This window comes from Sulfitobacter sp. UBA1132 (genome assembly GCF_002311545.1).
GTDB lineage: Bacteria > Pseudomonadota > Alphaproteobacteria > Rhodobacterales > Rhodobacteraceae > Sulfitobacter > Sulfitobacter pontiacus.
Genome location: NZ_DCAN01000018.1, coordinates 79,166 through 100,072 on the forward strand (window position 1 = coordinate 79,166; position 20,907 = coordinate 100,072).

Genomic DNA, 20,907 nt, shown 5'->3' on the forward strand with positions numbered 1-20,907 from the left:
ACTTAGCATGACTTGTTAAAGTCTTTTCTCGTGTACTGGCGTTCATTCAACGTTCACCTTTCGAAAGCCACAGCTTCATGAATCGAAGAAAATTCCTCCTTGCCGCCGGGGCTGCTGGCGCTTTGACCAGTCAGCCAGTTTCAGCCCATGTAGTGCTGCCAAAGTATGATTTACCGCCGGAGTATTTACCCCAAGTAGTGAGCATTCCAGAGGGCTCCGCTCCATACGAAATCCATGTTGTTCCAAGCCAGTTTGCCCTGTTCTGGACCCAACCCGATAATACTGCAATTCGCTACACCGTCGGGATCGGTCGTCCGGGTCTTTATGAGGCAGGTGAATTCTATGTGGGGGCAAAGAAAGAATGGCCCAGCTGGACACCGACCCCGGGCATGTTGCGTCGTGAACCGAAGAAATATGGACCGTTTCGGAATGGAATGCCTGGCGGTCTGAGCAACCCTCTAGGCGCGCGGGCCCTCTACCTCTTTCAACCGGGACGCGGGGATACCTTTTTGCGTGTGCATGGCACTAATGACCCAAGCACTATTGGCCGTGCCGTTTCAAACGGATGCGCCAGATTGGTGAACGATCAGATTGTCCAGTTTTATGATATGGTTCCGCTGGACACGCGTGTGATCCTGTACCCCGCAACTTTCTAGGAAGAATTTAAGATGTCACTAGCGCGACGCGACCTGTCAAAAATTATACTTGCAACAGTCTTCGCAGCATTTTCTTTCACTACTGTGGCCGCGCAAGAACTCAATGAGGCAGATATTAAGCGTCTGGCGCTTGAAGCGATCTTGGAAAAACCCGAAATTCTGATCGAAGCGCTTTCAATCCTACAAGAACGTGAAAATGCAGCACTTGTTGAAGCGCAGTCTACAGCTTTAACTGAATTGCGCGACGACTTCGAACAGAACGCTCCTATCTTCGGAAATCTGGATGGTAGCGTCACGCTAGTCGAATTTTTTGACTATAACTGTGGATATTGCCGCCGCGCAGCACCTGAAGTCAAAGCCGTGCTGGAGACAAGCAAGGATGTCCGCATTGTTTATCGTGAATTCCCGATCCTAGGGCCCGGTTCCGAAATTGCAGCGCGCGCGTCACTTGCCGCGAGAAACCAAGGTAAATATCAGCAGTTTCACGAGGCAATGATGGCATTGAACGGACAAGCCTTTGAAGCAAGCGTTATGGAAGTTGCAGGCGATGTGGGGCTCGATCTCGAAGTTTTGAAAACAGATATGCAATCAGACCTAGTGAACGATCACATTGCTGCCTCTCTGCGTCTGGCAGAAGCTTTGCGTATAACTGGAACGCCGACGTTCGTATTGGGTGATGAAATAATCCCCGGTGTGATCGAGCGCGGCACCCTTCTTGAAAAGATTGCAGCCCTCGTCCCCGAGTGAAACGGACGACGATTGTGAAATCGGACCTTAAATTCCTTGACCTTCCACCTGCTGGACCCTCTATCTCTGTAGTTGTCCGGAGCAAGAGGTCTCAATATCGAAAGCGAAAAGTCATTCACGTCCGGCATTCAAAAGATGAATTGTTCATCTTGTATTGGCCATGTGGAAAAGGCTTTGAGCTCGGTATTGGGTTTCTCTGAGACGCACGTAAATCTGGTGTCACGTAGCCCTTACTTGTGAGATGAGAAATTCAACGAGATCAACGGCTGTCCTTTGCCCCTACTAAATATGAGATTTTGCTTTTAGCTCCGATATTCTTGCCCTTAATCTAAAGATAGAGTTCACAGACTTGTGCGGCAGATATCGATGGAAAATGATGGCGTCGACTCCGTTGCCGATAGTGATGAAGAGGTGCGCTGGCGATTGACGTCGCAACGCCGATATGGAAATAGCATGCCTGACCGCGATGCGGCAACTCGACGACATCCAGGCATGGTCAGCGCGGGCGGAAACCATGATGGCCCCGCTTTCTGGCAAGACACCACCAGCATTGCGCGCGGTGCTGACCGAATGGCCCGTCGTCTCCGCTCCAATAGCCGAGACCCTGACCGGTGCCAGCCGCGGCACCGTCCAGCGCAACCTTGCTTGGATGGAAGCACAAGGTCTAATCTGCGAGGTGACCGGAACGGAGTGTTTCCGCATGTGGCGGGCCATGCCATGAAACACATCTAAAGAAGCACTCGTTTTGGTGTGTAGCATCTGTTGCTGGTTTAACGGAGGCCCAGAATTGTGACAGAACAAAAATATGAGACAGTACATTTCGACGTGCGGCTCAGCAATAGTGGTCAGATGGGTTTGCAGTGTTTTCACCTATCTGTGATATCCAGGTGGATCCTCTAGTCCCTCTAGCCTCAAATTCTTCATTTTGAAATCACGAAAGAATAAGTCTCTTGGGCGCACAAACTGAGGCACGAAAATAGCGATCTCCCCGTGGACAGACGGGGTCAGTTTATCGAGCTGGGCGACCGCCCCATGAGGCCGAAACAGCCGATCACCGCTCAGATTTTGATCAATGCTGCCGTCGCGTACATGAATGCGATGCCGCCCAGAAACCCGACCAGTACGACTGGTGACATCAGCGCTGCCTGCCTGTCGGCGTTTTGACGGACAAGGTAGGCGCTGACCTCGACCATGACTTGCAGGATCGCACCCGCTCCGACGGCGAGTGCCAGTGCCGACCATTGCGGCGCATAGGCAAGGCTGCCCGCCCACATTCCGAGGATGGCCGGGCCACCGGCGAGCAGGGTCAGGGCGGCAAACGTCCAAAGGTTCGGCCGGGCACGAAGCATCGGGGCGGCGATGCCGATGCCCTCGGTGACATTGTGTAAGGCAAAGCCTAGGACGAGGAAAGTTCCAAGCCCCGCCGATCCGGCGGCGAATGCGCCGCCGATTGCCAGCCCTTCGCCGAAGTTGTGAAGCCCGATCCCAAGGGCGATGTAGAACGCAAGCGCGATGCCTTCCGGATTGCCGCGCCATCGCCCGATAGCCATCAATAGAAGAAAGCTTGCAAGCGCCGACAGCCAGACCATGGCAGAACCTTGGAATATCGCGGCCGCTTCTGCCGATAGCTCCAGTGCCTCGGATATGGTGTCGATCAGCAGGAAGGCCAGCAACCCGACCGTCAGCGCCAGCAGAAAGTTCATTCCCCTTCGCCCGACGCCCTTCATGGCCGGATAGAACATCAGGCCAAGCGCTACCGGCAAAAGGCCGACGATCGCCCCGATCACCGCCTGGAGCCGAAGTTGCCCCCAGGTGGGACTTGGCGTCGAGACGGCGACCCCGATCTCATGCCCGAAGGTCGCGCCCGTGTTGGTCAGCAGGTTGACGTGATGGGCCTCGCCGAGAACCCACGGATAGGGAATTCGCAACCAGACCGCTTCGCCCCGGGCAATCGGCCCCGCGGGCTCCTGCGTGAAGGTCCAGTAGGCGTCGTCCACTGCGACTTGCGCGACCACCATTGCTTCCGATCCGCCGGCGCGCACCCTGAGCGAAATCCCCGACCCGTCAAGGATCGTCCGTTCGACGGTCAGCGCCTCAACCGGGGGCGCGCCGTTATTGAAGCCGCGAAGGGGATCGAGCGACGCAATCCAGACAAAGGCGCCCAGCATGGCAGCCAGTGGCGCTAGCACCAGAAGCAGGCGGGTCTTCGGCGGGCGGCTGTGTTGGGTCTGATCGGTCATGCTCCGGCCTCCCGCACGTCGAAAAAGCCCATCCAGCCAAGTTCGGTGAACTCGGCCTGGTGGGCATGGAACATGTACAACCCATCCTCGTGATCGGCGAAGCTGAACTCGAGGATGCCGCGCTGCGCCTGACACTGCATAATCACATCGACCGTGCGCAGGGTCGGCGTGAGCTGGGTGCCGGTGTCGTAATAGTCGAAGAAATTCCCATGCAGGTGGAACGAGTTGATCGGATCGAACTCGGTCGCATTCATGAGGTAGATACGTACCGGGCGCGACTTGTCGATCCGGATCGGCGCGTTCATGTAAGCTTGGCCGACCGTGTTTACCGCATAGACCTCGTTCTCACCATCGAAATTGGTGTCAAAGCCGTTCATCACCATCGCCAGTTCCTGCCATTCGGCGTTTTCCGGGCTGCCCAGCACACGCGACGCCGCAACGGCCGCAAATTCGGGGTGGCGCGCCGGATCTGGATCGACCACGAACAGGCCGTACATGCCCTTGTGCATGTGCCGTTTCAGCGGCAGCGCGTGGCAATGATAGAGATGACAGCCGAAGGGCTTGGCATCGAACTCATAGACGAACTCCTCGCCCGGATCGATCAGCCCGGCGCCTTGAACGCCGTCCATTCGCGCCGAGTGAATGCCGTGAAAATGCATGGAATGCGGGTGTGACCCGAGGTTGCGAAAGACGATCCTCAGTCGTTCGCCCTCCTTCGCTCGCAGGGCGGGGCCTGGCACGCGGCCGTTGAACGTCCAGGCGGGAAAGAAAACGCCGGGAGCGATCTCGATCTCCACGTCGATGGCGTCCACCTCGAACGTTCGCAACGTGCGCCCATCCGGCAGGACTTCGGTGCGACCGATCTCCCAGTCGGTCAGCATGGCCGTCGGGTCGAACCCGTTCCGGGCGTGGTCGACCTGGCCGACCATCGTCATGTTGCCATGCGCCATGCCACTGTCATGGGCCGAATACGGATCGACCGCCCCGCCGGGCATAGCATGCCCCGCCATCGGGTCGGGCGTTGCCTGGGATTGCGCGCGGCTCGCGGCCACGGCCGCTCCGCCGGCAGCCACCAGACCGCCGACCAACAACGCGCGTCGCGACGCCGATACTGGCTCCGTGACCATCGCAGGTGGCGCTGTGGGCCGAGATGTCTCCACGGCGGACGACACATCGCGCCCTCGCTTGCTGGTATCGACAGGCATGGACGTTGTCCCCTCAGATGACACGCAGGCCAAAGTCCCGGCGCAAAAAGTTAGCTTCGGCTAATAATCATCGCTTAGGCTTTACGAGTCAATCCCGATCGTGCGAGGGTGACGGCATGACGGATGATGAGAACCTTGATCCAACCGAGGCAGAGGCACGTGCGGTCGAATCCCGCGCCGAGGCCTTCATCGGTGTGCGCGAAGCGCGGCGCAGCGAAGTGGCGGAAGATTATGTCGAACTGATCGCCGAACTCATCCACGAGAACGGCGAGGCCCGGCCGGTCGATATCGCGACACGGATGGGCGTGACTGCGCCGACGGTCGCAAAAACACTTGGCCGTCTGGCGCGGGACGGCTTGATCACCCGTGCGAAGTATCGCTCGGTATTTCTGACCGAGGAAGGCCGGGCGCTCGCCAAGGAATGCAGGCACCGCCACGAGATCGTCTTGCGGTTTCTCCTGAGCCTCGGGCTCGACCCCGAGACGGCTGAACGCGATGCCGAAGGCATCGAGCACCATGTCAGCGAACGGACGCTTGCGCTGTTCGCGGCGTTTTCCCAGCGGTCATAGTCGGGTGGTTGCCGTTGAAGTAAGCGGGTTGACCTTAGACTTTAACTTACCAATCGAGGGGTCCTCGATGCAATGTTCTACAAATAGGCTGATAGGCGGTGTTAACCATTCTCCGGACGGACTTATTCCAAAGCTTCTGTGACGGGGATGCCAAGGGCGGTGTAGCTGTTGACGACTGCTAAGCGGAACTGAAGCTTCGCACCATGGCGGCCAAAGTCCGACGCGATGAGCGGCTGACCAAGCAGTTTCACACATTGCATCTTCGTCTCGGCGCGGCTTCGGCGGGGATAACCGCTCCATTGTCGCCAGAGCGCACAGCCCAGAGACTGCGATGCCCGTATGGCCTAATTACGAGCCGCCGCTACAGCTATGATCTCCATCCAAGCTTTGCGTTCTTACGGGGCGAAATAACGGAATGAGAGCCGGAGATGGCATCGTAGTATTTGCGAGTGGCGTAAGTTCCGTGTGCCGTGACGCTCCCGATCTCATGGTCGCGATATCGAAGCCGCTGTGCCTAAATTTCCAGACAATCTGCGATTTCACGAAGTGTCGCTGCGCAACTTCGGACCAGGTATCGTGCGAGCAGTTTTCTCCTCCCAAGCAAACTGGAAACTGCCAGGATCGCATGTTTGCTCACGAAAATTTGCCCTTGAACCTCTAGCCACTAGAAGTCCTATCTATTCAATGAGAACACATACCGTTCTTGCCATCAATCGCCGGCGGGAACCGAAAGGGTACAAAATGCTGACAAGACGACACTTCATTCAGACAACAACGGCGCTTTTTTCGGTGACCGGTCCCGGTATGGCTTTTGCCGACACTTGGCCCACCGAGGCTCAGAAGGCTGAATGGGACGCACAGGTGACGCCTCAGGATTATGTTGCCGAGACTTCCAACCCATGGGGATTGCACCCGCGGTTCCTACCGCAACGTGTGGTCGCGAAGGCCGGTCTCGTGCCGGGAGATATCCATGTCGACGCGGTCGCACGATATCTCTACCACATTGAAGAGGGTGGAACCGCGATGCGCTACGGCGTGGCGATCGCGCGGGGGAACCTCTACGAGCCGGGTGTCTATACAATCAAGCGCAAGGTCAGGTGGCCGCACTGGCAACCGACACAGAGCATGATCAATCGCGACCCCGAACTTTATGCTGACATTGCCGATGGCATGGAACCGGGACCGGAAAACGCGCTTGGATCAAGGGCGCTGTATCTTTACGTCGGGGATCGCGATACCCTTCTGCGCATCCATGGCACTCCGAGCCCACGGAGTATCGGTGGCCGCGCAAGTTCGGGCTGCGTACGGATGGTTATGGCCCATATCAATGACCTTTACCCGAACGTCGAGACCGGCTCTACGGCCTATCTTTACTCGGCGGAGGACAGCGTGACTGCCCGCAGCTAAGCCAAGCAGCGGTCGGCAAACGTAATTAAGTTTCGCGAGGGGTGCAGATACGATTGCCGTTCGCCGTGCGCAGCGGCAGCAAGGTTGTTTCTACGGGGCCGCTGTGTTCGTACCAGTAGCACCCGTCTTCCGGTACCAAGCGCGCAGTTGCAACATCCTGATCCGGAGCAGCCATTGCAATCACGGCTTCGGGAACGTTGCCCCCCCGTTTTGCCGCGTCGCCCGGTCCAGTCGGCTGGACTGCGCACCCGGCCGTGAGCGACAGCGCCACTGCGACCATCATTTTTTGCTTCAGAATCAAAACCCGCATCAAGCTTCCTTTCATGTCTGTTTTTCTTTGCAGCGGCTGTTCATGCCTCAAGGCGTGATGGAGCCGGTCACCGCATCCTCTAGCAATAAATCAAACTGAAATACCACCGTATTTTGCTCTTGAAGCTCTAGCTACTGTAGGGGCTATTTCATGGTAAAGCACCCGAATCCAGAGGTCCATTCATGCCGTCCGACACCCATCGTCACGACCACGATCACGCCGAAGATGCCCAGACAAGCGGCGGCAGCTGCTGCGGGAGCGCCAGAACGTGCGGCGACACCGTTCCGGCGACCCCCGCGCCAGCGGGCGGGCGCAGTTTTCAGGTGTCCGGCCTCGATTGCGCCGAGGAGGTAGCAATCCTGAACAAGGTGGTCGGCCCGAAGATCGGCGGGGCCGAACATCTTGCGTTCGACGTGATCAATGGACGGATGACTATTCTCGACAGCGCCAAGAGTGTATCGGACGGCGAAATTGCAGAACTGGTCGCAAGCACCGGCATGACCGCCAAGCCTTGGGATGCCGAAAACGCGTCGGTCGACCAGGCGGCCCATCTTGCACGCCAGCGGCTGTTTACGTCGCTCAGTGGCGGCTTCTGGGCCGCGGGATTTCTGTGGCACATCATCGAGACCGGCATGGGGGGGGCACTCGGCCTCTTCGCAGGGCACGGCGAAGCGCCGATGCCACTGGTCGAGGCAGGGTTATTCGCGGTTGCGATCCTGTTCGGTGTTTGGCTCGTGGCGCCCAAGGCATGGTCGTCCGCACGGCGGCTGTCGCCCGACATGAACCTGCTCATGGTCGTCGCAGTCGCGGGTGCAATTGGCCTCGGCGAATTTTTCGAGGCGGCGACGGTCGCGTTCTTCTTCTCGCTCTCGCTTTTCCTCGAAAGCTGGAGCGTCGGGCGTGCGAGGAATGCGGTTTCAGCTCTGCTGGACCTGGCGCCGCCGACGGCAAGAATTCTTTATGATGACGGTTCGGAAGCGGACGTACCGGCTTCCGCGGTTGCTATCAACGCACGTTTCGTCGTGCGCGGCGGAGACCGCATCCCATTGGATGGTGAGGTTGTCGATGGGGCAGGGGCCGTCGATCAGGCGCCAATCACCGGAGAGAGTGCGCTGGTCCCAAAGGAACGGGGCGACGAAGTCTATGCCGGTACGATCAACGGCGAAGGCACACTTACGGTGCGCGCCACGAAGGCCGCCTCGGACACCGTGTTGGCCAAGATTATCCGCATGGTCGGCGACGCCCATGCCCGCCGCGCGCCGGTGGAGCAGTGGGTGGCGAAATTCGCCCGCATCTATACGCCTATCGTCATGGCTCTCGCCATTGCAATTGCCCTGCTGCCGCCGCTCATTTTCGGTGGGGCCTGGGATTATTGGTTCTACAATGCACTCGTGCTGCTGGTGATCGCCTGCCCGTGTGCTCTGGTCATCTCGACACCGGTCTCCATCGTCGCCGCACTCACCGCCTCAGCGCGGGCCGGAGTGCTGATCAAGGGCGGTGCATATATCGAGGCACCGGGTAAGACCACTGCACTGGCCATGGACAAGACCGGCACGATCACCATGGGCGAGCCCGAGGTGGCGGCGGTGCATCCGCTGGGCAAAGCATCGGCGCAAGATCTGATGGCCCTCGCCGCTGGGCTGGAGGCACGTTCCTCGCATCCCTTGGCGCGCGCCATTCTCGCGCGGGCAGAAGCCGACGGCATCAAGGTATTCGCCGCGGAAGATACCCGAACCGTTCCGGGCAGGGGACTTGAAGGACGCACAGACGGCCGGTCGATCTGGCTGGGGTCGGACCGGTTTGCCGAGGAGAAGGGTTTCGGCGACGCCATTCCGAAGGATTTGCGCGACCGCATCGAAGGGGCTGGCAGCACCCTTGTTGCCGTGGGCGACGACACCGGCGTCACCGGCATCCTGGAATTGCGCGACCGTATCCGCCCCGATGCCAAGGGCATCGTGGCACAGCTCCACGCGCAGGGCGTGAAGACCATCGTCATGCTGACGGGCGACAACGAGCGGACAGCGCGCGCTGTTGCAGCCGAGGTCGGCATCGACGAGGTCCGTGCCGAGCTTCTGCCCGAAGACAAGGTGACAGCTATCGAAGAACTGGTCGAAACGCATGACATGGTGGCCATGATCGGCGACGGGGTCAACGACGCCCCGGCCATGGCGCGCGCGCATTACGCCATCGCAATGGGTGCCGTTGGTTCGGACGCGGCAATCGAGACGGCGGATATTGCCCTGATGACAGACGACCTCGGGAAGGTGCCTTGGCTGATCGGTCATTCGCGCCGGACAATGTCGATTATCCATCAGAACATCGGCATTTCCTTGGCGACCAAGGGCGTTTTCGTTGTCGCTACCGCGTTCGGACTGGCATCGATGTGGGGCGCTATTGCAGCCGACGTAGGAGTGTCATTGCTGGTGGTGGCCAACGCCCTGCGCCTGCTTAACAGCCAAGAGGCCAAGGCGCCGCCGTCCGGCGGTGAACAGGTTGGCGAAGGCTTGGCCAAAGGGGCGCTGGCACATGGTCATTGAACTGGGAGAACGCGGAAAGGAGCCGAGACGGGACATGAGCGTGAAGGGCAGGATGATGTGTCCGGTTTGCGAGGTGCCCTTGAGTATGACAGAACGCCAGGGGATCGAGATCGACTTTTGTCCCGATTGCCGGGGTGTCTGGCTCGACCGAGGCGAACTGGACAAGATCATCGAGCGTTCGGCACCTGATGTGGCGCCTCAGCGGGTGCCTGAGCCGCGCGGCTACAACGATGATCGCGGCTACCGGCGCGGAAAACACGGCGGCGGCGACGGCAAGCACGGCTATCGCCGCAAATCCTGGCTTCACGAGTTGTTCGATTAAGGCCTGCCGTGGCTCCCTGCCGGTCGCCCTCAAGGCGCTGCGGTAGGCCCGCAAGGCATTCAGCGGTGAGCAGGTTGGTCCAGCGATGGCAAAGGCCGCGCTTGCCCACGGACATTGATCACGCAGCATTTGCAAGGTAATGTAGTGTCCATATCAGCCCTCACGAAAGAGGCATCGAGCAGTGAAAACCATCCGATTTCCCCGCCGCGCCGTCCTGCTGGGCGGGTTGGCAGCGTTTTTGTCTGGCTGTGCCAGCAAGTTCCGCAGCTATGGCGGACCCGAGGTGACCCGTGTTCGGCTTTACAAGGGGCAGCGTTTGCTTGTTCTGGACGGAGCCGATCGCGTATTGCAAACCTATCCGGTCGGGCTGGGTTTCGCTCCTGAGGGTCACAAGCAATTCGAGGGAGACGGCCGGACCCCTGAGGGCGCTTACGTAGTCGATAAGCGCAACCCCGACAGTACGTATCATCTTTCGGTTGGCATCTCCTATCCGAATGAGGCCGACATCGCCTTTGCTGAAGCGCAGGGCCTTTCCCCCGGCGGCGACATCTTCATCCATGGTGGTCCACGCCCCGGCATCGACCCAACGGACGTCCGCGACTGGACAGCTGGCTGCATCGCGGTCACAGATCGGCAGATCGAGGACATCTATGCAATGGTGAAAGACGGAACACCGATCGACATCTACGCCTGATGGGAGGAGATGATCTTCCGTCAGATCAGGCAAATCGTCGGTACAGGGCCACGTTGATCGCTTCGATGGCGATCACGGCCAAAGTGACGCTCGCCGCCGTGGGGCAGCGCAAGCACCCGGTACGCGTAAGGACACTACAATATGTGTCCAGCCATGGCAGTGGCGCAACAGGCGGGCCCTAGCGGAGAAGAATACGTCTGGTCTCATGTCGAATTCAATCTATCCGAGGCCATAGACGATGGTCACGACGGTAATCATGCCAACCATGAACATGGAGAATGCGCCAAGTGCGAGCGTACGGCCCATGTCCCGGTTCGGCTTCTCTACTTTCAGACGCAGTTCCTCCGCGGTTTCCGGAAACTCGAGCGCCGCCGCATTCGATTGGCGCATCAGGTCGTAGCGGGACGTCCAGCGCCGTTCCTCCGCCGCGTTCCAGCCGTTCAGCACCAGAATGATTGCCACGATGAGAACCATCGATGACGGGACCCAGATTACGTAGCCACCGATTGTCTCGTCAGCCAGGGCGCGAAGTCGACCATCGCTCGCTGCGATGATTTCTGATCCATAGAGGGGCACATCCTTGAGCGTTGTCAGGGAGCCTAGAAAGATGTTGGAAACGATCACCACGAACCCTGACATCAGCCGAGCACCGCGCCGCGCTCCTTCAGGTGGATCGCGCAGATCGAACAGCAAAGCAAAGTACCAAAGCCCAGCCAGCACCATAGACAGATGTGCCAGCGCTTCCATCGCTGCAATACGTTGTGTAAGGGCGTAAATCATCGGGATTTGCCAGACGAAAAGCGCACCAATCAACAAGGAGGTGGCAGATGCAGGAAGCGCCAAGAATCGCGGGATGCGCGCACGCCCAATCGCGGCAAGGCGTCGGCGCCATTCCCTTTTCAACCCGGCTTGAAGGCCAAGCCAGGGCTGAGAAACCGCGATAAGAAGCGGTCCTACCAGTCGCAGAAGAAGATGCTCGACCTGATGTACGGAAAATAGACTGTGCCCCAATGGCGCGAGCGGCCCATTCGTCGCGACGAGGACGGCCGCGAGGCCGACAAAGAAGGCGGTTCGACGCCAACCAGAAACCCTTCCGAGACAGCGAGCGTGTATTTTGAGCCCACGCAAAAACAGCCATGCTGTAAGACCGACAACAATGAGCGACACCGGTGACAGCACATAGCCGAAAGGGTCGTAAAGGAAGAAGAAGTTCGTGATCATTCGCTCTGGCCCTCGCTCATCCGAGGGTTGTCGGAGGTAGCCGGTGTGAGCCGCGATATCCCGGAAGCGCCGCCACGGGCCAGTGACAGATCGGTCGACATGGTGAGGTATTCGCCTTGTATCCACGAGGGAAAGAGATTGTCGTAGAATCGAGATAGCGGATGTCCCGACTGTCCGGCGGGCGAGATGTAGTATGATCCCGCTGCTTCCGATATCGACATGACCGTCTGAAAATTGCTTCCGGCACTCACAAGGAATGGACGGTCTTCTTCAACACCAAATGACGTCAAGAATTGCGTAAAGGGATCGCCTGAGATCGGCGCTTGAAGGGACAGCAGGTCGGTCAGCAACCCACGTGAACTGATCGGCGACCACTGCATGTCCAATGTATGCTCCTCCCCCCAGGTCCAGGTCGAAAGATCGCGCCCATATCGATCGACCAGCCAGCCAAGGGCATCATCCAAGGCCACTCGAACCTGCTTCTCACATGTCTCTCGAGGTGACGATGGACGGATGTCGCACCAGATCGCGCTGCCGCGACGATCGCTGAGTACCGCATAAAGAAAGTCCGGGTTCGGACGGGTCCAGAGTTGCTTCGCTATCGGAAACTCGTCTTTCAAAATGCGCTGCTGCAGAGCCCAGACCCAGGTCCAAAACAGCAGAGGTTCCGGCGAATATCGATCCATTTCGCCATTCCACGACGCAAGCCTGTCCAGTAGCTCACGACGAAGGTCGTCTGTATCGGTGCCTTCGATGCTGTCTCTGGACTGCACGAACCAAAGCTCTTTCGCCATCAGGGGCAGGAGGGTTCGCGCCACGGAACTTACGGTGTCCCTTTGAACACCCATGACGCCTTCTGTCGAGAAGATCGATTGCCGCGTTTCAAGCTCCGCCAGTCGAATGTCGCGAAATGACGACGCCCGTACGGCTTCCTCTTTTGGCCAACGGTCAACGGTCTCTCGATCAATTACCAATGCCTCCATGCCCTTCGGCAACATGTCTGCGGCAACTCTAGTGGCATCGTTCGCGTCGGCTGAACGCGCAAACAGCTCCAGCATCGTCAGGAAACCTGCCGTCTGCATGGATGATGGCCCCCCTGGCGCCTCCTCGTCTGGCACGGGAAGTGACCGGAAGGCCCAGGCGACGCGCGCGTTGCGGCCAACAATAGCGAAAGGTACGCCCGGCATTGTGGCCCCTATGGCCGGCCCCGTCGAAAATTGAAGATCGGCGAGATACCATTTCGAGGGAAGCGACAGGGAACCGCTGATTTCGGCGGCGAGAATTGGCGTCCCGGTAGCGGTTCGGTCACCGTCCATCGCCCACGCATTGAGTCGCTGCTGCGGATCAGTCGCAAGTAGTTCGGGCACTCTCGGGCGATCCGTCGGTATAATGGCACCTGATATACTCGGCATTCCTTCCCGTGCGCTTCCCGGTCGCAGGCCATTCAGGAAAGACCGGGCAATCCTCAGGCTATCGCCGGGTGTCCAGGCCGCGATCGACCGTTCGTCTGCGATCAGCAGCTCCGGAGAGCCTCTGCCACGCCCGCCTTCCGACACAAGCTCGAGCCACGCATTGACGCCCGCGGCATAGGACGCGAGCGCGTCTGAGACCGCTGGCGCAACGGACAATGTCTCATCGGATGGCCACGAAGCTTCCGCTTTTCGCCTTGCCCTTAACAGTTGACCGAGCCTGTCTTGGGCGTGAACGAAGCCGATCGCGAAGTAGACATCTGCAGCGGAAGTTGCGGAGATGTGCGGGACTGCCGAAGAATCTCGCAGAATGTCGACCGGTCCGCCTAAGCCTGCGACCGTGAAGTCCTCGTCGTAGTCGGGAACGGATGCGCTCAGCAGAAAATAGACCAACCCGGAACCAACCGATACCGTGATGCAGATTGCCAGAAACCCGTACAGCAATATGTTGAAAAGCCGTCTCATGTCGGTGCTGTTTCGAAACCCTTCTTAAAAAAAGATGCGCAAGAGGACCACCGATATGAAATAGGTGAGAAGACCGAAGGCGATCGCCGAACTCGCCGCATACTGGAGGATATCCAGCCGGTTTCCTTTTCGGCGTCGCGCCAGATATCCACCCCAGATCGCACCCGCGACAATGCCCGCGATTAACAGCATGACTTTTTCTCCGTTCTTGTTCTCTTGTTGCACCGGTGTGTGCCAATCAGACCTGCAGCCAGTCCCACGGTCCAAGTAGTGAAGATGAGAGCCAGCAGCGCCCAGTCGCCGAAGCGCGCATAGAGCGTTGGCGGATGAGCAGAGGGCAGAGCCGCATCTATGACACCGGTTTCTCCATTGCCGAGCCGCGCGACGAGGTCACCGTTTGCGTCGATGATCGCGGAGATCCCTGTGTTTGCGGCCCGGACGATGGGAAGCCCTTCCTCGACAGCGCGCATGCGTGCTGAGGCGAGGTGCTGCTCCGGTCCAATGCTGGTTCCGAACCAAGCATCATTGGTCGCATTGAAAATCCAGTCCGGCCGGAACAGGTCGTCGACCACATGGCCTGGGAAGATGATCTCATAGCAGATCGCCACGGCGACCAGCGGCACACCCGGAAGCGCAAGCGTTCTCGGGCCCGGTCCGGGCGTAAAATCGCCCAGACCCGCCGTGAGCCGCTCGATGGGCAACCAGCTGCGGAATGGCACATATTCGCCGAAGGGTACGAGATGGTGTTTCGCGTATCCGGTCAGGATCTCGCCGGTCTCGTCAAATGCCTGAACCGTGTTGAAATATTGGATCCCATCCTCACTCCGTACACGGTCCGGCACCCCGGTGAGCAGCACGCTGCCTTCCGGTAGCGCAGCGGCAATGCGGGCCTGCGCCTCCGTATCCTCATCGAGGAAACCCGGAAAGGCGGTTTCCGGCCAGAGAAGAACGTCGAAATCGCCGCGCCGGGTTGAAAGCTCAAGATAGCGCGCGAAGGTCGCCTCGCGGTTCTCGGGCGCCCATTTCTCCTCTTGTGGAATGTTGCCCTGGACGATGCGCAAATCGACACCGGGTGGCTGTTGTGCATCCGACTGGAGGCGAAGCGTGCCGACAGCCCACATCGTCGCTATGCCGGCCAGCGCCATGAGCGAAATGGTCAATCGTTGCCGCCCGGACGCCATGGCAGCCGCGCCGGGGAGTACCGCAACGAACACGGTGAGAAAGCTTAACCCATAGCTTCCGACCCAGGCGGTGGGCTGGCGAAAAGCGGCGTAATCGACCAGAGCGTAGCTGGCGAGGTTCCACGGAAGTCCTGTCAAAACGTGACCTCGCAACCACTCGGCAGCGGTCCAGGAGGTCGCGAACAGGAGGCAGGCCAAGAGACTGCCCATGGCTCCGCGCCGCGCGATTTCGGCAAAAAGCGCGGCGGCAATGGCTGGGAAAATCGCGAGACCTGCGGACAATCCCGCGACCGCCGGGATCGCCATCGTCCCAAACCGCTCGGCCTCGACGTAGAAACTTTCCGCGATCCACGAAATCCCGAAACCGAACTGGCCAAGACCAAACGCCCAGCCGACGAGGAAAGCGCGCCCGAAGGAGAGATCGCGAAGACCGACAAACAACGCGGAATAGGCAATGGGAACAAGCAAGAGAAGCGAGAAAGGCGGGAAAGTCAGAACGGTCAGCGCCCCGGCGACGAAACCAAGCGTCATCCGCGAAAGAAAACGGTGGCGCAGAGCGATGCGGTTCAGAATTTCCGGCTTCACGACTTGATCGAACGCCGCGCGCTGATCCATGCCGCGGCGAGCAAGAGCCCCACGCCACTGACGACAAATACATCGGCCAAGTTGAAGGCAGGCCAATGTGTTGTGCCAATGTAGAAATCGAGAAAGTCTGTTACAGCCCGATACCGCACACGATCGATGACATTGCCCAGGGCTCCGCCAATGATCGCGCCATAGGCAAGTGTTTCGACCGCATTTTCGGCGCGAAACAGCATAACCCCTAGCCAAACACAGATGGCAAGAGCGAGAGCGATGAGGCTCCACCACGGAGCGCCGCCCAGCATCCCGAAAGTCACGCCGTCATTACGATAAAAGACGAGGTTGAATCCCGGAAACACGGAAATCCCGGCGCTTAAAGTGGCGGCATTCGCAACAACAATGGCTTTGGTGATCTGATCAATCGCGAACGCAGCAAGTGCTGCGAAGACGCCGATCATCGGAGATACCTTGTTTAGTGACATTGCCTCATCCCAACCAGACATCAAGGAACAGCATCAGAACGAGCCCGACTGCGAGACCGAGCGTCGCCCTGTTCTGATGGCCGCTGCGATGGGTTTCGGGGATGATTTCGTGGCTGATGACGTAGAGCATCGCTCCCGCGGCAAAGGCCAGTCCCCATGGAAGCAGCGGTTCCGACAGTGTGATGATCCCGGCCCCGAACAGGCCGCCAATCGGCTCGACCATGCCCGTTAGCGCCGCGATGCTCCAGGCGCGCAGCTTCGGATATCCCTCGCCCAGCAGAGATACAGCAACGGCCAATCCTTCGGGCGCATTCTGAAGCCCGATGCCGACAGCAAGCGGCAGACCGCCCTCTATACCTCCGGATCCGAAGCCGACCCCGACCGCGAGGCCTTCGGGGAAGTTGTGGATCGTGATCGCGATGATGAACAGCCAGACCCGCCGCAGAGACGCCGCTTCGGGTCCTTCGCGTCCTGTCTTGAAGTGCTCGTGCGGCAGCTTTTCGTTCATCAGCGCGACAGCCCCCATGCCCAGAAGGATCGAGACGCATACGATGGCCGCAGGCATCGCGCCGTTTTCGAATATTGGCTCTGCCGCATCCAATGCCGGGATGATCAGCGAAAAGAACGAGGCTGACAGCATGACACCGGCGGCGAAGCCGAGCGACAGATCGCGCGTGGCCCGAGACGGGATGCGCCCGAACAGCACGGGAGCTGCTCCGACTGCTGTGAGCGAACCGGCGGCGAGACTTCCGAGAAAGCCGAGCGTTATCGGAGACAGATTTTCCATGGGCGGGCCAGATTATCCTTCGGCGTAGCTCGAAAAGACTTCCGTCGACCCGTCCTTGCGGATGAGGAAGACATCATAGGCCTCGCGGTCGTCTTCTGGCCCCATGCCGGGCGAGCCGTAGGGCATCCCCGGAACGGCGAGGCCGACGGCGTCCGGGCGCTCCTCGCGAAGGCGGCGGATGTCAGCGGCTGGGACATGGCCTTCGATCACGTAGCCATCAATGAGCGCGGTGTGGCAGGAGACCATGCGCTGCGGCACGCCGTTGTCGAGCTTGAAGCGAACCAGCGCCCCACCGAACATGTTCTCGCCCTTCGGCGCAAACCCGTTTTCTTCGAGATGGTTCATCCACGAGAGGCAGCAGCCGCAACCGTTCGTCTTGCGGACGTCGATCGCCGTTGCCTCTGCGAGGGCCTGTGCCGCCGGGAACAGGGCGAGCGTGATGGCAAGAGCTTGGGTCATACGTTTCATGGGTCAGAGCCTTTCGGTTGTCGTTTTGGCAATCTCGCTGCCGAGGTTTTCATTCAGAAGCGCGCGCGCCTCGGCCAGGCGGTAGAGCGCGGCGGTATCATCCGCTTCGCTCTCTGCTGCTTCGGCGAGCCGGTTGTCAGAGAGGGGGTCAGTCGGGCGCCCATCCACGAGAACTTCGTAGTGCAGGTTCGGACCTGTCGCCGTGCCAGTCGCGCCGACGCGGCCGATCACATCTCCCGCCGCAACGCGTTGGCCTTGTGCCAGGTCTTCCGGCACGGCGCTCAGATGCGCGTAGCGCGTCATGGTGTCGGAGCCGTGCAAGATTTCAACCACGCGACCATATCCGCCGCGCCAGCCGATGAAATTGACCCGCCCCGGTGCCGTCGCTTGAACCGGTGTCCCACGTGCCGCTGCGAAATCGACGCCGGTGTGCATCCGGACGTTGCCAAAGACCGGATGCGTTCGGCGCCCGAACACCGAGCTGAGGCGCGCACCCTCGACCGGCTGTGCGAAGACGCGCAGCACCTCGCCATCGACGTAGATCGTCGCCTGACCGCTTCCGTCGTCAGGCCATACGATCTCATAGAGCGAACCGCCGATCTCCAATGCCGCGAAGGCAAGATCGGGTTGTCCGATCCTGTCCTCGCCGACCCGCGCCTCGCGCCAGAGAAGCCTTAGTGTCTCGCCACCGGCCATCTCGCGGCGGAAATCCACGGTCCCACCCAGCATCTGCGCAAGGTCCACCGAAAAACGGGCGGGTATGCCGGCTTCGTCGAGTGCCGCGAAGATCGAGCTGTCGATCACGGCTTCGCCGGCAAGGGTTAAGATCTCCGGATCCGGAGCCACGACCTGCGTGGACAACTGCTCGCCGAAAACCACCTCGATCCGCACTCCGTCCTCGACGGCGAGTGAGACGATGCGGGGGCTGCCGTCCACGGTCGAAGCGACAGTGACCGAGTGCCCAGGCCGCAGCCGTCGCAGATCGTATTCCGCGCCAAGCGCGAGGGCAACTTCGGCTCTGTCAGGTGCCGCAAGTCCAGCTTCGGACAGCAAGAAATCGAGCGTCTCGCCAGGTGCAATGTCGCGCGACCACGTCGACAACGGTGGCTCGATCGCCCTTACCGGCCTGTCGGCAAACGCGACCTGCAGAAGGGGTAGGGGGCCGAGGTCGGGTGCATCCTCTGCCCATGCCGTCGCGGGCGGCGTCACGAGGATGTCAACGTTTCTAAAGGCTTCAGGACCTTGGGGCATCCAGCCACCTGCCTGAGCAAGTTCCGGTGGCGCGGGTTCTTTCGACATGAAATCAGAGATGGCGATAGCCGCTCCCGAAACCGTCCCCGCAATTGCGACACAAGCCGCCAAAGTTCTGAGCCTCATGTCGCCCCCTCCATTTCTTCTGCCAGCGCGCGGCGAATTTTCGGCACCGCGAATTCTCTGGGTTCGTGATAGTCGATCATGGTGACGAACCGCCCAGAGGCTGCGAATAGGAAGACGCTCGCGGTGTGGTTCATCGTGTAATCGCCGCTTTCCATCGGCACCCGCACGTAGGTGGCGCGGAAGCCGTCCGCGACGCGCGCGATCTGCTCTTCCGGTCCCGTCCAGCCACGTATCCCAGGATGGAAGTAGCCGACATATTCGGCCATCGTTTCGACAGTGTCGCGCTCGGGATCGACCGTGATGAAAACCACGTTCATCTCGTCGGCCTCGCCTCCCAGATCGTCGAGCCATCCCGAAATGTCCGAGAGCGTGGTCGGGCAGACATCGGGACAGTAGGTGAAGCCGAAGAACGCCATCGTCGGGCGACCGATCAGGGTTTCTGGCCCGACCGCGTTGCCCTCATGATCCGTCAGACGGAAATCCATCTCGGTCAGGGCGACAGGCCGCTGCCCGACAGGTTCCGGTCCATCGACCTGCCACCAACCGACGAAGAGCATCAGGGCGACCGCCCCGACACCAGCCGCGCCGTACCCCAAGATCGCCCGTCGCCGCATCAGTCCTCTGGCCCCCGCGCGGCTATTCCGAGGATCGGCACCTCGACCGTCACTTCGCCTCCGTCGTCGAAAAGCAGGGTCAGCGGAAAGGTGTCCCCTTCCGTCATCGGTTCTTGTAGCCGCATCAGCATTGCGTGCAGGCCCCCCGGTTCGAGCGCGACGCTCTCGCCCGGGGCGATCGCGATCTCCCCCGCCGGGCTCATGGAACTTACACCTTCGGCATTTGTCTTCGTCTCGTGGATTTCGGGCATCATCGCGAGCGGTGTGGCAAGGCCGGTCAGCGTCACTGGCTCGTCGCCAGTGTTGCGGATCGTCATGTAAGCGGCCCCGGGACGGTTCATCCCGATGGACGCGCGGGACCACGCGTTCTCGACGACCACATCCTCGGGTCCGGCCAGCGCGGGCACCGAGAGCCCTCCAAGGGTCAAAAGCGCCGCCAGTGTGCTGGTCAAAATATACTTTTTCATCGTTCTGATCCTGCCCGTTGTATTCAGCTTTGCGCGGCAGCGACTTCGGCGGCCACCAGACGACGCAATTCTGCCTCCCCGAATGGATCGAGCGGCTTGCCGTTCACGAAGAATGTGGGCGTCTGGCGAATTCCCACGGTCTCGACGTCAGCACGATCCTGGTTCAGGATCGCCACGACATCGGGTGCCAGCATTTGCGTGCGCGCGGCCTCGGCATCGAGTCCGGCCGTGGCGGCGATCTGAAGGATCAAGCCAGGCGCCGGGGCACCGTGCGACGCCCATCTCGGCTGTTCCCGCAGAACGGCCTCAAGCACCGGCACGTAAACGTCCTGCATGCGCGCCGCCTCGAGCACGCGGATCGCTTCCTCGGATGCCGCGCCGTGGAAGGGCGTGTAGCGGATCACGACGCGGACAGCATCCCCATGCTCGGCCATGATGTCCTTCACGATGGGATGAAAGGCGCGACAGGCCTCGCAGGCCGGATCGAAGAATTCGACGATCGTGACGGGCGCCTCCGCAGGTCCGAGGATGGGCGAGTAGGGGCGGATCATCGCCTCAGCAAGTTCCGGAGCAACAGGCTCCGCTTCGGCCACCGGGCCGGGGCGGGTTGCAAACCAGGTGGCTCCGCCGAAACCGGCGACGCCGAGGGCGAGAACGGACAGGATCAGGCCGCGTCGGTTCATGTTCGTGTGTCCTTCAATGAAAGGGCCGACAGCGCCCCGATCAGCGCGAAGGCGACGAGCGCCATCAGCGGGATAGGGACGCCGAAGACCAGTTGGTTGTCATCGGTGCAAGAGGGGCCGGTGGCCGTGCAGGGCTGGATGCGTTCGGGAACAAGACCGACGTACAGCCCCATGTGCCACAGGGCGACTGCGCCGCCGCCAAGCGCCAATGCGATGCCGTAGCGCCCCACACGGCCGTCCCGCCACCACAGGCCCAGCCCGAGGATAATGGCCAAGGGGAACATGAAGGCGCGCTGGAACCAGCACAGCACACAGGGCGTCTGCCCCAGCACCTCGCCGATAAAAAGCACGGCAAGCGAGGCGACGAGCGCGATGATCCACGCCAGCCCGAGGGCTGTTTCTCCGGATATGCGGTTCATTTCGG

At 60.2% G+C, this 20,907-nt stretch carries 22 protein-coding genes and 2 pseudogenes; 8 read left to right on the plus strand and 16 right to left on the minus strand.

The genetic code is table 11. From position 1 onward, the window contains the following. The first annotated feature begins 77 nt into the window (after positions 1–77). From B4F27_RS13450 to B4F27_RS13460, 3 genes and pseudogenes are all read left to right on the plus strand, one after another. A complete protein-coding gene (locus B4F27_RS13450) occupies positions 78–656 on the plus strand; it encodes a L,D-transpeptidase (protein ID WP_037941826.1) in 579 nt (192 codons plus the stop codon). 12 nt (positions 657–668) lie between these two features. Further along, complete coding sequence (locus B4F27_RS13455) at positions 669–1,403, plus strand: DsbA family protein (RefSeq protein WP_235183692.1); 735 nt, start codon at positions 669–671, stop codon at positions 1,401–1,403. A gap of 442 nt (positions 1,404–1,845) precedes the next feature. Further along, positions 1,846–2,124: pseudogene (locus tag B4F27_RS13460) on the plus strand (hypothetical protein); the annotation flags it as partial. Between the two features lie 337 nt (positions 2,125–2,461). Here the strand turns inward: B4F27_RS13460 and B4F27_RS13465 are convergent. Both B4F27_RS13465 and B4F27_RS13470 read right to left on the minus strand, forming a co-directional pair. Continuing rightward, positions 2,462–3,643: a metal transporter gene (locus tag B4F27_RS13465; protein ID WP_037941822.1), complete on the minus strand. Its 1,182-nt coding sequence runs from the start codon at positions 3,641–3,643 to the stop codon at positions 2,462–2,464. Beyond that, positions 3,640–4,848 (minus strand): multicopper oxidase domain-containing protein, encoded by a 1,209-nt coding sequence (locus B4F27_RS13470; protein ID WP_235183691.1) that lies wholly within the window; start codon positions 4,846–4,848, stop codon positions 3,640–3,642. Before B4F27_RS13470 ends, B4F27_RS13465 begins: the two co-directional genes overlap by 4 nt. A 116-nt stretch (positions 4,849–4,964) precedes the next feature. Here B4F27_RS13470 and mntR point away from each other — a divergent pair, with 116 nt between their 5' ends. Then, positions 4,965–5,417: a manganese-binding transcriptional regulator MntR gene (gene mntR, locus B4F27_RS13475; RefSeq protein WP_037941817.1), complete on the plus strand. Its 453-nt coding sequence runs from the start codon at positions 4,965–4,967 to the stop codon at positions 5,415–5,417. Between the two features lie 122 nt (positions 5,418–5,539). Here the strand turns inward: mntR and B4F27_RS13480 are convergent. After that, a pseudogene (locus B4F27_RS13480) lies at positions 5,540–5,910 on the minus strand (IS5/IS1182 family transposase); the annotation flags it as partial. A 248-nt stretch (positions 5,911–6,158) separates the two neighbouring features. Between B4F27_RS13480 and B4F27_RS13485 the strand changes: the two are divergent. Continuing rightward, a complete protein-coding gene (locus B4F27_RS13485; RefSeq protein ID WP_037941815.1) occupies positions 6,159–6,824 on the plus strand; it encodes a L,D-transpeptidase in 666 nt (221 codons plus the stop codon). Positions 6,825–6,849: 25 nt separating this feature from the next. Here B4F27_RS13485 and B4F27_RS13490 read toward each other — a convergent pair whose 3' ends face one another. Next, positions 6,850–7,134, minus strand: coding sequence for a hypothetical protein (locus B4F27_RS13490; protein WP_037941814.1), 285 nt, complete (start codon positions 7,132–7,134; stop codon positions 6,850–6,852). A gap of 182 nt (positions 7,135–7,316) precedes the next feature. Between B4F27_RS13490 and B4F27_RS13495 the strand changes: the two genes are divergently transcribed. From B4F27_RS13495 to B4F27_RS13505, 3 genes are all read left to right on the plus strand, one after another. After that, positions 7,317–9,671, plus strand: a complete 2,355-nt coding sequence (locus tag B4F27_RS13495; RefSeq protein WP_037941813.1) for a heavy metal translocating P-type ATPase — start codon at positions 7,317–7,319, stop codon at positions 9,669–9,671. Between the two features lie 34 nt (positions 9,672–9,705). Further along, positions 9,706–9,993, plus strand: coding sequence for a zf-TFIIB domain-containing protein (locus tag B4F27_RS13500; RefSeq protein ID WP_037941812.1), 288 nt, complete (start codon positions 9,706–9,708; stop codon positions 9,991–9,993). A 181-nt stretch (positions 9,994–10,174) separates the two neighbouring features. Then, positions 10,175–10,687 carry a L,D-transpeptidase family protein gene (locus tag B4F27_RS13505; RefSeq protein ID WP_035367119.1) on the plus strand — a complete coding sequence of 171 codons (513 nt, stop codon included), beginning with the start codon at positions 10,175–10,177 and terminating at the stop codon, positions 10,685–10,687. A gap of 219 nt (positions 10,688–10,906) precedes the next feature. Here the strand turns inward: B4F27_RS13505 and B4F27_RS13510 are convergent, their stop codons facing one another. Genes B4F27_RS13510 through B4F27_RS13565 form a run of 12 tightly spaced genes read right to left on the minus strand, consistent with a single transcriptional unit; the run spans position 10,907 to position 20,902 of the window. After that, positions 10,907–11,908, minus strand: a complete 1,002-nt coding sequence (locus tag B4F27_RS13510; protein WP_037941772.1) for a cytochrome c oxidase assembly protein — start codon at positions 11,906–11,908, stop codon at positions 10,907–10,909. Further along, complete coding sequence (locus B4F27_RS13515) at positions 11,905–13,842, minus strand: penicillin acylase family protein (RefSeq protein ID WP_037941771.1); 1,938 nt, start codon at positions 13,840–13,842, stop codon at positions 11,905–11,907. The genes B4F27_RS13510 and B4F27_RS13515 overlap by 4 nt, the downstream gene beginning before the upstream one ends. A 24-nt stretch (positions 13,843–13,866) precedes the next feature. Continuing rightward, positions 13,867–14,034 (minus strand): hypothetical protein, encoded by a 168-nt coding sequence (locus tag B4F27_RS13520; protein ID WP_037941770.1) that lies wholly within the window; start codon positions 14,032–14,034, stop codon positions 13,867–13,869. After that, positions 14,025–15,638 carry an apolipoprotein N-acyltransferase gene (lnt, locus tag B4F27_RS13525; RefSeq protein WP_037941768.1) on the minus strand — a complete coding sequence of 538 codons (1,614 nt, stop codon included), beginning with the start codon at positions 15,636–15,638 and terminating at the stop codon, positions 14,025–14,027. The genes B4F27_RS13520 and lnt overlap by 10 nt, the downstream gene beginning before the upstream one ends. Then, a complete protein-coding gene (gene lspA / locus B4F27_RS13530) occupies positions 15,605–16,063 on the minus strand; it encodes a signal peptidase II (protein ID WP_037941767.1) in 459 nt (152 codons plus the stop codon). Before lspA ends, lnt begins: the two co-directional genes overlap by 34 nt. 28 nt (positions 16,064–16,091) lie before the next feature. Beyond that, the gene (locus tag B4F27_RS13535; protein ID WP_037941766.1) at positions 16,092–16,874 is read right to left on the minus strand and encodes a ZIP family metal transporter; all 783 of its coding nucleotides are present in this window, start codon (positions 16,872–16,874) and stop codon (positions 16,092–16,094) included. A 12-nt stretch (positions 16,875–16,886) separates the two neighbouring features. Further along, a complete protein-coding gene (locus B4F27_RS13540) occupies positions 16,887–17,342 on the minus strand; it encodes a DUF411 domain-containing protein (protein WP_037941765.1) in 456 nt (151 codons plus the stop codon). A gap of 3 nt (positions 17,343–17,345) precedes the next feature. After that, positions 17,346–18,719 carry a M23 family metallopeptidase gene (locus B4F27_RS13545; protein WP_037941759.1) on the minus strand — a complete coding sequence of 458 codons (1,374 nt, stop codon included), beginning with the start codon at positions 18,717–18,719 and terminating at the stop codon, positions 17,346–17,348. Beyond that, positions 18,716–19,333, minus strand: coding sequence for an SCO family protein (locus tag B4F27_RS13550; protein WP_037941758.1), 618 nt, complete (start codon positions 19,331–19,333; stop codon positions 18,716–18,718). Before B4F27_RS13550 ends, B4F27_RS13545 begins: the two co-directional genes overlap by 4 nt. Further along, on the minus strand, positions 19,333–19,800 hold the full coding sequence (locus B4F27_RS13555) for a copper chaperone PCu(A)C (RefSeq protein WP_037941757.1): 468 nt from the start codon (positions 19,798–19,800) through the stop codon (positions 19,333–19,335). The genes B4F27_RS13550 and B4F27_RS13555 overlap by 1 nt, the downstream gene beginning before the upstream one ends. Positions 19,801–19,823: 23 nt before the next feature. Beyond that, positions 19,824–20,483: a DsbA family protein gene (locus tag B4F27_RS13560; RefSeq protein WP_037941756.1), complete on the minus strand. Its 660-nt coding sequence runs from the start codon at positions 20,481–20,483 to the stop codon at positions 19,824–19,826. Continuing rightward, positions 20,480–20,902 (minus strand): disulfide bond formation protein B, encoded by a 423-nt coding sequence (locus B4F27_RS13565; RefSeq protein WP_037941754.1) that lies wholly within the window; start codon positions 20,900–20,902, stop codon positions 20,480–20,482. Before B4F27_RS13565 ends, B4F27_RS13560 begins: the two co-directional genes overlap by 4 nt. Positions 20,903–20,907: the final 5 nt, after the last annotated feature.

Excerpts from the sequence above, each read along its gene's own strand:
- B4F27_RS13450 (WP_037941826.1), top strand. The coding sequence starts at position 78 with ATGAATCGAAGAAAATTCCTCCTTGCCGCCGGGGCTGCTGGCGCTTTG.
- B4F27_RS13455 (WP_235183692.1), top strand. The coding sequence starts at position 669 with ATGTCACTAGCGCGACGCGACCTGTCAAAAATTATACTTGCAACAGTC.
- B4F27_RS13465 (WP_037941822.1), bottom strand. The coding sequence starts at position 3,643 with ATGACCGATCAGACCCAACACAGCCGCCCGCCGAAGACCCGCCTGCTT.
- B4F27_RS13470 (WP_235183691.1), bottom strand. The coding sequence starts at position 4,848 with ATGCCTGTCGATACCAGCAAGCGAGGGCGCGATGTGTCGTCCGCCGTG.
- mntR (WP_037941817.1), top strand. The coding sequence starts at position 4,965 with ATGACGGATGATGAGAACCTTGATCCAACCGAGGCAGAGGCACGTGCG.
- B4F27_RS13485 (WP_037941815.1), top strand. The coding sequence starts at position 6,159 with ATGCTGACAAGACGACACTTCATTCAGACAACAACGGCGCTTTTTTCG.
- B4F27_RS13490 (WP_037941814.1), bottom strand. The coding sequence starts at position 7,134 with ATGCGGGTTTTGATTCTGAAGCAAAAAATGATGGTCGCAGTGGCGCTG.
- B4F27_RS13495 (WP_037941813.1), top strand. The coding sequence starts at position 7,317 with ATGCCGTCCGACACCCATCGTCACGACCACGATCACGCCGAAGATGCC.
- B4F27_RS13500 (WP_037941812.1), top strand. The coding sequence starts at position 9,706 with ATGAGCGTGAAGGGCAGGATGATGTGTCCGGTTTGCGAGGTGCCCTTG.
- B4F27_RS13510 (WP_037941772.1), bottom strand. The coding sequence starts at position 11,908 with ATGATCACGAACTTCTTCTTCCTTTACGACCCTTTCGGCTATGTGCTG.
- B4F27_RS13515 (WP_037941771.1), bottom strand. The coding sequence starts at position 13,842 with ATGAGACGGCTTTTCAACATATTGCTGTACGGGTTTCTGGCAATCTGC.
- B4F27_RS13520 (WP_037941770.1), bottom strand. The coding sequence starts at position 14,034 with ATGCTGTTAATCGCGGGCATTGTCGCGGGTGCGATCTGGGGTGGATAT.
- lnt (WP_037941768.1), bottom strand. The coding sequence starts at position 15,638 with ATGGATCAGCGCGCGGCGTTCGATCAAGTCGTGAAGCCGGAAATTCTG.
- lspA (WP_037941767.1), bottom strand. The coding sequence starts at position 16,063 with ATGATCGGCGTCTTCGCAGCACTTGCTGCGTTCGCGATTGATCAGATC.
- B4F27_RS13535 (WP_037941766.1), bottom strand. The coding sequence starts at position 16,874 with ATGGAAAATCTGTCTCCGATAACGCTCGGCTTTCTCGGAAGTCTCGCC.
- B4F27_RS13540 (WP_037941765.1), bottom strand. The coding sequence starts at position 17,342 with ATGAAACGTATGACCCAAGCTCTTGCCATCACGCTCGCCCTGTTCCCG.
- B4F27_RS13545 (WP_037941759.1), bottom strand. The coding sequence starts at position 18,719 with ATGAGGCTCAGAACTTTGGCGGCTTGTGTCGCAATTGCGGGGACGGTT.
- B4F27_RS13550 (WP_037941758.1), bottom strand. The coding sequence starts at position 19,333 with ATGCGGCGACGGGCGATCTTGGGGTACGGCGCGGCTGGTGTCGGGGCG.
- B4F27_RS13555 (WP_037941757.1), bottom strand. The coding sequence starts at position 19,800 with ATGAAAAAGTATATTTTGACCAGCACACTGGCGGCGCTTTTGACCCTT.
- B4F27_RS13560 (WP_037941756.1), bottom strand. The coding sequence starts at position 20,483 with ATGAACCGACGCGGCCTGATCCTGTCCGTTCTCGCCCTCGGCGTCGCC.
- B4F27_RS13565 (WP_037941754.1), bottom strand. The coding sequence starts at position 20,902 with ATGAACCGCATATCCGGAGAAACAGCCCTCGGGCTGGCGTGGATCATC.